9 protein-coding genes are annotated in these 8306 nt (G+C 66.6%); 5 read left to right on the top strand and 4 right to left on the bottom strand.

The features are described from left to right. The first annotated feature begins 86 nt into the window (after window positions 1–86). From EB084_14530 to EB084_14520, 3 genes are read left to right on the top strand one after another with little or no spacing between them, the layout of a single operon-like run. Window positions 87–371: a hypothetical protein gene (locus EB084_14530; GenBank protein ID NDD29474.1), complete on the top strand. Its 285-nt coding sequence runs from the start codon at window positions 87–89 to the stop codon at window positions 369–371. Between the two features lie 40 nt (window positions 372–411). Then, the gene (locus tag EB084_14525) at window positions 412–816 is read left to right on the top strand and encodes a prepilin-type N-terminal cleavage/methylation domain-containing protein (GenBank protein NDD29473.1); all 405 of its coding nucleotides are present in this window, start codon (window positions 412–414) and stop codon (window positions 814–816) included. 16 nt (window positions 817–832) lie between these two features. Next, window positions 833–1453, top strand: a complete 621-nt coding sequence (locus EB084_14520; protein NDD29472.1) for a hypothetical protein — start codon at window positions 833–835, stop codon at window positions 1451–1453. A 289-nt stretch (window positions 1454–1742) separates the two neighbouring features. On the opposite strand, the gene EB084_14515 is transcribed toward EB084_14520, so the two are convergent. Further along, complete coding sequence (locus tag EB084_14515) at window positions 1743–3470, bottom strand: serine/threonine protein kinase (GenBank protein ID NDD29471.1); 1728 nt, start codon at window positions 3468–3470, stop codon at window positions 1743–1745. A gap of 101 nt (window positions 3471–3571) precedes the next feature. Between EB084_14515 and EB084_14510 the strand changes: the two genes are divergently transcribed. Next, complete coding sequence (locus EB084_14510) at window positions 3572–5344, top strand: CHAT domain-containing protein (GenBank protein ID NDD29470.1); 1773 nt, start codon at window positions 3572–3574, stop codon at window positions 5342–5344. A 12-nt stretch (window positions 5345–5356) separates the two neighbouring features. Here the strand turns inward: EB084_14510 and EB084_14505 are convergent, their stop codons facing one another. Further along, window positions 5357–5878, bottom strand: coding sequence for a hypothetical protein (locus EB084_14505; protein ID NDD29469.1), 522 nt, complete (start codon window positions 5876–5878; stop codon window positions 5357–5359). 157 nt (window positions 5879–6035) lie between these two features. After that, the gene (locus EB084_14500) at window positions 6036–7184 is read right to left on the bottom strand and encodes a hypothetical protein (GenBank protein ID NDD29468.1); all 1149 of its coding nucleotides are present in this window, start codon (window positions 7182–7184) and stop codon (window positions 6036–6038) included. 167 nt (window positions 7185–7351) lie between these two features. Between EB084_14500 and EB084_14495 the strand changes: the two genes are divergently transcribed. Continuing rightward, a complete protein-coding gene (locus EB084_14495; protein NDD29467.1) occupies window positions 7352–7693 on the top strand; it encodes a hypothetical protein in 342 nt (113 codons plus the stop codon). A 75-nt stretch (window positions 7694–7768) separates the two neighbouring features. Here the strand turns inward: EB084_14495 and EB084_14490 are convergent. After that, the coding region (locus EB084_14490) for a hypothetical protein (protein ID NDD29466.1) at window positions 7769–8306 on the bottom strand (538 nt) is incomplete at its 5' end.

Here is an 8306-nt window from a genome sequence, read left to right as displayed (position 1 = left end):
AGAGCGACGGTGGCCCATCAGCCGCTTCCGCGGCGCGATGGCTCGGTCACTCCCCTCGCTTCAACCCGATCGGAGGAGGCTTCATCATGCGGGTGGGCAGCGCGGGGGGGCGGGTGGAAGCCACCCTTCTCGGTGCCGACCAGACCGTGCTCGCGCGCGCCTCGGTTCCGGAGACCGCCGACGCCAGTGAGACCGCGCGCGCTTTGTGCCAGGAGGTGCACAACCGGGTGTTCAGCCCGCGCATCGACCTCTCACAGACCACCATCAACTCCCTCGACGGCTCGAACCAGTCCGTCGATGCCAACCGCGATCGGCTGCTCAAGGTGTTCGGCCTGCCCGGCGCGTCGGGGAGCCCTGCGCCTCACCCCTGAGGCGGGAAACCGCCCCGCCCGCTGTCGAACCTGCTCCGCAATGCGCCGCGGATTCTCGCTGTTCGAGCTCATCATCTGCACGTTCGTCGTGTCGATCGTGGTGATCGTGCTCATCAACCTCTACCCCATGTCGCTGTATACGATGCGCCGCGGCGATCGCATGCTGGTGGCCGACCAGATCGCCCAGAACGTGCTCGAGCGGGCCCGCTCCGGGTCGTTCGACTTCCTGTGGAGCAAGCGCGGCGTCGGATACGACGACGACGGACACGGCGAGGAGCACGATGGCATCACCTACCACTGGGCGTGCGAGGTGAACGATGTGGCTGACATCCCGGAAGCAGAGAAGTCAGTGCTCGAGGTGCTGGTGACGGTGCAGTGGAAAGAGCGCAACGATGAGGTCAAGCTCGTGAAGCACGGCCTGTATGTCCTCAATGTGCCGCAGTAGCCGTCGACGCGGCTTCATGACGCTGCAGGAGGTCATCATCACGATGCCCCTGTTCCTGCTGCTGCTGGCCATGCTCTACACGCAGCTGCAGAGCTCATCGCGCAAGTCGATGCAGCTCACCACCCAGGCGCAGGTGCACGAGGCCGCGGTAGCCATCATGTCGCTCATGGAAAGCGACATCCGGCGCACCACCATCCCGGGGATCCGCTGGGTCAACGCAACCGAAGGGTCTCCCCACACCGTCCTGTCGCTGCACCCCATCGAGGGTCTCGACAACACCGGCATCCTGGCCTTCAACAAGGAGCTCGTGGTGTACGACTGGCACAAGGAGCGACACACCCTCACCCGGCGCCGATGGAACCCTCCGCCCACGTTCGGCGGAGATCACGAGGTGGGTACCGTGGAGGGCTTCCGCCCCACCGACGATGAGCTCCGCCTCCTCATCAGCGACTCCTCCCCGTGCGATGATCAGCGATTGCTCGGTAGCGACGTGACCCGTCTCGAGATCACCACCACGGCCCCGGAGGAACATGTATCGAACGAGCTCACCATCAAGCTGACCCTCGTTCGCAAAGCCGTGACGAACGCGGAAGAGACGCGAGACATCGAGCGGGTGGTCTACCTGCACGATTCGTGATCGCGGGCGTCTCTCTAAGAGGGGCTGCGTCGCGTCATCGCCTGGGTCACGGAAATGAAGACGGCGTCCGCGGAGCGGACGCCGAAAGAAGAGAGCTTGAGGAGAGAGGGGACCAGAGTCATCACACGGGGAGGCGCGGCTGATGCCGCACACTCGGCGTGGAGGTCGATGACCTGGGTCACGGCGGCGTTTCCACCGTGTACGCTGTATATGACGCGGGGGGGGAGATGATTTGCAGGCGACCCGGAAAAATTCTTGATGTTTTTTTATCGCGGTGCATGACGACCGCTCAGACGCCGTCCGGCCAGGCCGCGTCGAACGCCTCCAGCGCCTCGCGAAGGTCGCTGTAGCGGGCCTCGAGCTCGAGGTGCATCAAGCGTTCGATCACCTCGGGAAGCCGCGGGGGGAGGTCGCTGCGAATGAGCGACAGGTGCTCCGGACGGGTCTGCACGATGCCGAGCATCACGTCTCCCAGCATCTGATCGGGCCACGGCCGTCGACCGGCCAGCAGCTCGTATCCCAGCACGCCGAGGGCGTACTGATCAGATCGCGGGTCATCGGTGACGGCGGCCACGAAGCGCTCCGGCGGCAGGTAGGCAAACGTGCCCACGGTACGCCCCGTGGTGGTGACGGTGGCGAAGAGCTGACCACGCGCGATGCCGAAGTCGACGATCTTGGGCTGGCCCTTGCGGGTGAGAATCACGTTCTCCGGCTTGAGATCGCGATGCACCACGCCCTGTTCGTGGGCGTAGCGCATGGCGTCGAGAACCGCCCGGAAGATTGTGCGGAACTCGTCCGGCGCGAGCGGCCCGTCGCTCAGCCTGCGGCGCAGGGGCTGGCCCTCGAGAAGCTCCATGACGAGATAGGGCTGATCGCGCTCCCCGTCATAGTCGATGATGCGCACGATGTTGGGGTGCGAGAGCCGGCACGAGATGCTCACCTCGCGCTCGAACCGCTTGCGCTCGGCCTCCTCTTCCGCCGCGTCGTCGTCGAGGATCTTCACCGCCACCGCCTCGCGACGCGGAGATTGCAGGTCGGTGGCCAGAAAGACCGTGGCTGACCCACCCTGGCCGATCTTGCTCCCCAGCTCCCAGCGATCACCGAGCACGGGCAGCGATGGCACGGGAACCTCGCGCAGGCGCTCGTTCTCCTCGAGCAGGGCCCTCTCCATTGCCTGGCGTCGGCGCAGCGAGACCCGAAGCGCGGCTGAACCGACGGCCAGAAGCACGAGGCCTGCACCGATGAGCAGGGCGTGACGTCGCAGCCCATCACGAAGGGCGACCCAGTTGGAGGACGGCTTCAACGTGACGGCGCCGCTCTCGGGATACCGAAAGTCCTTCTGGAACCCGCCATTGTTGAAGTCGAGCTTCTCCTGCGCCGCGACATAGTCTTGGCGTGTGAACGCGAAGGAGCAGCTATTCTCCCACTGTCCCTCTTCGGTCGTAACCCACGGCAGCCACAGATCGAGACGCTTGTCTGCGTCGCCGAGCAGGTAACCCGTTGGTCCTCCGAGACGCACCTCGGCGCCAGGCGGATCGGTGACAACATCGACGCTGACCTTCTTCGGCACGAGCGGGATGAACTTTGCATCATCGGGCGGAAAGCGCGGCTGTCCGTTACCGAAGAGGCGCGACGGAACGTCCACGACCTTGAGTTCGTACCCATTGCGCACGAACTTCACCGTGAAGGTCTCTGGAAACGGCTTCCCTTCAGTCTGACATCTCTCGCGCAACTCCGCGAGCCTTCGGGGCACCACTACAACGGCCTCGTCATCGAGCTTCGGCTCTATCACCTTATACGGCTTGGCCACTGTGCTCTTCAGCCCCCCGCTGCGACCGAGCACCACGATGCTGTTCTTGTCCGTCGGGTCGACCAACCACTGCACCTGGGCCCCTGCGGCAGGAAAGAATCTCACATCACCCTTCTGCTCTGCAAAGGTCCAGAACAGCGGCGCTTGCGCGCGCGCCGAAGACGCCGTCGACAACCAGGCCGACGCGGCGAGCACCAGGCAGGTCACAGTCACGCGAATAAAACGCACGTCCACGCGATCTTTCGGTTCTGGGGCCTCAATCCTTCCGGCCGTCAACGGCGCAGGATTCCCACCCGTGGCGCTCCAAATTGAGACGGGTGACGCAGCTGCTCTGCACCATCCGCCAGTCGACCGACGGCGCCCGCTATGAGTTCCTGGTGCGCGATCCGTCGCGCGCCTCCATCACCGTCTCGAACGAGCGCGCCGTTCTCGCCTCCGACACGAGTCGCATCCAGCGCTCCATCGAGACGTTCCGTCAGGCCCTTCAGCCGTCGAAGTGGAACGCGGCCGGCAACGACGAGCGCCTGCGCGCGCTGACACAGGTGGGTGACGAGATCGCATCGTACCTGCTGCCCCAGCCCGTGTACAACCTGCTGGCCGACCCTACCCTCGAGGGCAGCCTGCTCACCCTCGAAACCAATGAGACCCACATTCCGTGGGAGGTGGCCCGCATCGAGGGGCGCTGGTTGTGGGAGCGCTTCCTGGTGGCGCGCCAGCAGATCTTCGAGGCCCGCCGGGATGGCTCGCCCGGCGCCCTGCTGGCGGGGCGTCGAGACGCATCGCGACCATCGCTGCGCATGCTCGTCGTGGCCGATCCGGAAGACGCCCTGCCCACCGCAAGACGCGAAGCCGAGCAGATCGCCGAGATGTACGCGGGCAAGCCCGGCTGGGAGGTGGAGATGCTCTGCGGAAGCAAGGCCACCTGCGGTGAGCTCGTCGATCGCCTCCAGAGCCGCCCCTTCGATCTGCTCCACCTGGCCTGCACCGCCACCTACGACACCCGCGAGCCGTCGCAGAGCCGCATCTTTCTCGCCGACGAGCCGCTTCCGGCCCGACGCCTGGGCGATGTGCGCTTCGCGGCGCGGCCACGTCTCGTCTTCATGAACGCGTGCCAGGCCGGGCGCGAGGAGGGCGATCGTCCGCTGGTGGCACGCACCAGCGGCTGGGGACGCCTCTTCCTGGCGCTGGGCGCCGAAGCCGTTGTGGGGCCCTTGTGGGACGTGCGCGACGCCGCCGCGCTTCGTCTCTCCGGCGCGTTCCACGCCGCGCTCCTCGAAGGGCGCGGCGTGGCCGAGGCGCTGCGCAGGGGGCGCACCGCCTGCGCGGGCAGCGATGACCCGTACCTCACCACGCACGCCTACGTGATCTACGGCAACCCGGCGCTCACCCTCATTCCCGCGCCATCACAAGAAGCCGCCACCCAGTCGTGGACCCCCACCGTGCGCTTCCATCTGCGCGTGCGTGAGGGCCCCCACCAGGGCAAGACCGTGCCGTTCCTCCCCAAGACCATGCTCGAGGGGCGGCGCATCCCCATCGGCTCGGTGGGTGCGCGCCGCAACGATCTCGATTTCGGTGACGCCAGCCTGGCCAACGAAGAGGCCGCCTTCATCTACGCCGCGGGGGCCTACCACCTGCTCAACGAGTCCGGCGCAGAGACCACCCGTGTCGATGGCACACCCGTGGCGCGCGGCGAGCGCGTTCGTCTGCAAGGCGGATCGGTCATCGCGCTGGGCGCGAGCACCATCGACTTCGTCGCGGGCGCCCCCAGCGATAGCCGTACGCCCCAGGCCGTCATCGAGGTGACTGCAGGCCCAAGCGCCGGGCAGCGCTTCTCCCTCCCTCCCCAGAGCGCCGACATCGGCCGCGCAGTCGATTGCGCGGTGCGTCTCGACGACGCGGCCGTCTCACGACGCCACGCCACCATCAAGATGGCCGACGCCACGTGGGAGCTCGTGCCGCGCAGCACCAACCCCACGCTGGTGAACGGCATCGCCATCGATGGCCCCCGACCGCTCGAGCACGGCGACGAGATCCAGGTGAGCGGCGACAGCGTTCTTCGCTTCGTTCTTCCCGGGCGCTGAGCGCGCCGCCGACTACCTGAGGTCTGACGGCCGATAGCCGAGCGCGCGCGCGCCGCTGGCCAGCGCCTTTGTGTCCGCCTGCTTCTTGACGAATTCATCCCGGATCTGCTCGGCACGATCGCGCTCGCGACACCCCACCTTCCCGTCGCCGTCGAGATCGCTGGCGCCGCCGATGGCCCGGGCCTTCTCGCGAAGCACCTTCTTCTCTTGATCACTCAGCCGAGGACGCTGACGCGCGGCATCCGCGCGGCCATACGACCGGCTCGGATCGGCCGAAGCGGCGTACGACGCATCCGGACTCGCGGGAACCGCGCCGAAGGGACCCACGGTCATGCCGCCCGTGGCAAGAGGCGCGAACGCCATGGTGCCCGCGAGCGACGACAGCGCGCCGCCGCGCATGAGCGATGAGAGATCGTCTCCCATCATGGTCGATCCGCCCGTGCTCACGGGCGGCGCGGAGAGCGGGGGGCCATAGAAGACACTGGTCTGGTTTCCGATGAGCCAGACCGCGGCAGCTGGGGGGAGCGCATCCATGCAGGTGACCTCCTGACGCATTGCTTCAGCACGCACCGACACGGCTTCGTGCAAGGAGGCTCAGGCCGACGAGCGCTGATGCGAGCGTAACAGGCGGGTATCAAATCGGTGCAAACCAGACGCGACGGTTTTTATCGAGGCGCGGCGAGAACAGGGCTCAGAGATCGCGCGCGAGCCGATCCTGCGCGGCGTTCCACTGGGTGTCTTGCGCGAAGCGCATGGCCGCATAGTCGGGATAGCCGTACTGCAGATCGATGCTGACCCCGTGCGAGTGTCGAAGCCACTTGCTGTGACGCTCGGCGATGACCATGCCTGCGATGGCCTGCTGGCACTCGATGGCGGCTGCCTTGAGCTTGGGCTCGGCGGCCGGCTCCTCGACGATGCGGGTGCAGAGATCGTGCAGATCGACATATGAGGGGATGAGGTAGTGCTGGGTGTCGGCCTTGAGCCGCCCCACCGCCTCTCCGGAAAGGCTCGATGCCTGGATGGCGGCGCTCAGGCTGCGAATGCTGTGGGCCAGGCGAGGCTCCTGGCGGAGATCGTAGGCAGCCATCGTAGGCACGCCCTTGGGCCGATCAGCAGTGCCCGTCACAAACGCCTTCGCCACGTCGACGGGCGCGGGGGCGCCGCAGCTGGCCGAGATCTGGGGGAATGCCGTCGACAGCGCCGACGCGTACGACCATCGCTCCTTCTTCTCGCTGTGCTCGGAGGCAACCAGGTAGCCTGCGTCATCGCGCAGCTCGTGGGCCACCTCGGCCATGCCCATGAGCTCGGCGTCGAAACCGAGCACATCGATCTTCTTCCCGGTGGCCGCTTGCGCGGATTGCAGCGCCTGGTGAATATCGGGAAGCGACATGAGCGTGCGATCGCCCACGTCGATCATGGCGCCGGACCAACCGTTGCCGAAGCCCGCCATCACCACCATATAATGGTCGGCCGGATACTTCTCGACGCCCCACTTGATGAAATCGGACAAGGTCTCCGGGCGGGCCATGTTGGTCTGCCCGAGATCTTCGACCACGGGCGATGCGAGCGCCCCCGCGGGGGCGTCTCCCTTGAGCATCAAGCGACGGGTAGCGCCCTGGTTCTCGGCGTCGAACTGGGTCACGATGTTGACCTGATCGGTGGAGCCCACGGCCTCCATGTCCTTCAGGTTCTGCTGCATGTAGGGGCTCAGCAGGTTGTCGCCATTTCTTCTGGGGTTCACAGGCGTGGGGCGCGACACTGATGCGCATGCGATTGCGGTCTCCTCGAGTCCCGTCGCCCGCCGTACGAGCGACATCTTCTTCCTCTTGTCATCAAGCATGCCATGCCAGGGGCACCCCGCCAATTAACGGGTTGTTAACGATACGCCAGAACAGCAGCCCTTGGCTCTGGGGCAGGCTGTAGCGAAGCGGCCGCTCCCCTGCCCTCGCGCGCGGCGCCCGGTCCGCTCGGGCAGGGACAGTCCCGCTGAACGCGAAGCTTGAACGCATGCAATGTCCCAGAGATGGGTGCGCCCTCGACAACGTCACCTTCATGAGCGTGGAGATGGACACGTGCGCGTACTGCGACAGCGCCTGGCTCGACGCCGGCGAGCTGCGGGCGCTGCATCACCTCGCAACCGACCTGGTCGACGGCCTGGGCCTCGAGACCCACGATCCACGAGGCACGATAAAGTGCCCATCGTGTGCCGTTATGATGCAGACCCGATATTTCTCTGACGCACGCCGCGTGGTCATCGACCGCTGCCCGCAGTGCGCCGGCATCTGGCTCGACTCCGGCGAGCTGAAGATCATTTTGAACGAAGCCTTCCAGCGCCGCACCCAGGGGTAGAGAGCGTGCGACGTGAAAACGCCCCCGGCGCGTAATGCACCGGGGGCGTTTTCGTTCGGAGCGCGAGGGCCCGGCTCAGACGGCGGACATGAGGCGGTTGGCCTGCCCGAGGGCGCGCGACGCCTCCTGCACCCGTTCCATCTCTTCACACACCTGGCTCATGAGCAGGTAGCCCACGGGTTGCTCGGGGTGTCGCTCGACGTAGGCACGTAGCACGTCGCACGCTTCCCAGTGCAGGTTCCACGCGCGGTAGAGCGACGACAAGGCCAGCATGGCCCGCTCGGGCTCGAGGCTCCTGGCCAGGGCCTCCTGCTCCGCGAGCGGCTGCGCCTGCGCCTCGGCGAGGAACGACACGCTTCCCTCCTGGGTCTCGCCCGCGCGCCCTCCCTTCAGCGCGGTCACCGACCAGACGTAGGGGGCTTCCGGCTCGACGCAGAGGCGCGCCCACTCGTCGGCGGGTATCTCGATGCTGGTGTCGTGGGTCTTGCGCACGAAGACGCCCGCGGGGGTCTCGAGGCGCACCTCGTAGGTATCTTCTCCCTGCTCGAACGGCATCCAGGTGAGATGCCGCGGACGCGCGGCCGACACGCCCAGCGACCCCTCGCGAGAGCGG

Source organism: Pseudomonadota bacterium (assembly GCA_010028905.1).
In the GTDB taxonomy this organism is placed as follows: Bacteria; Vulcanimicrobiota; Xenobia; order RGZZ01; family RGZZ01; genus RGZZ01.
The sequence above is the reverse complement of the archived record's forward strand: the minus strand, read 5'-3'. Positions and strand labels throughout refer to the sequence as shown.

Bases quoted from the DNA above. Each gene is read 5' to 3' on its own strand.
- EB084_14530 (NDD29474.1), top strand. From the start codon at position 87: ATGCGGGTGGGCAGCGCGGGGGGGCGGGTGGAAGCCACCCTTCTCGGT.
- EB084_14505 (NDD29469.1), bottom strand. From the start codon at position 5,878: ATGGATGCGCTCCCCCCAGCTGCCGCGGTCTGGCTCATCGGAAACCAG.
- EB084_14495 (NDD29467.1), top strand. From the start codon at position 7,352: ATGCAATGTCCCAGAGATGGGTGCGCCCTCGACAACGTCACCTTCATG.
- EB084_14500 (NDD29468.1), bottom strand. From the start codon at position 7,184: ATGCTTGATGACAAGAGGAAGAAGATGTCGCTCGTACGGCGGGCGACG.
- EB084_14520 (NDD29472.1), top strand. From the start codon at position 833: ATGACGCTGCAGGAGGTCATCATCACGATGCCCCTGTTCCTGCTGCTG.
- EB084_14525 (NDD29473.1), top strand. From the start codon at position 412: ATGCGCCGCGGATTCTCGCTGTTCGAGCTCATCATCTGCACGTTCGTC.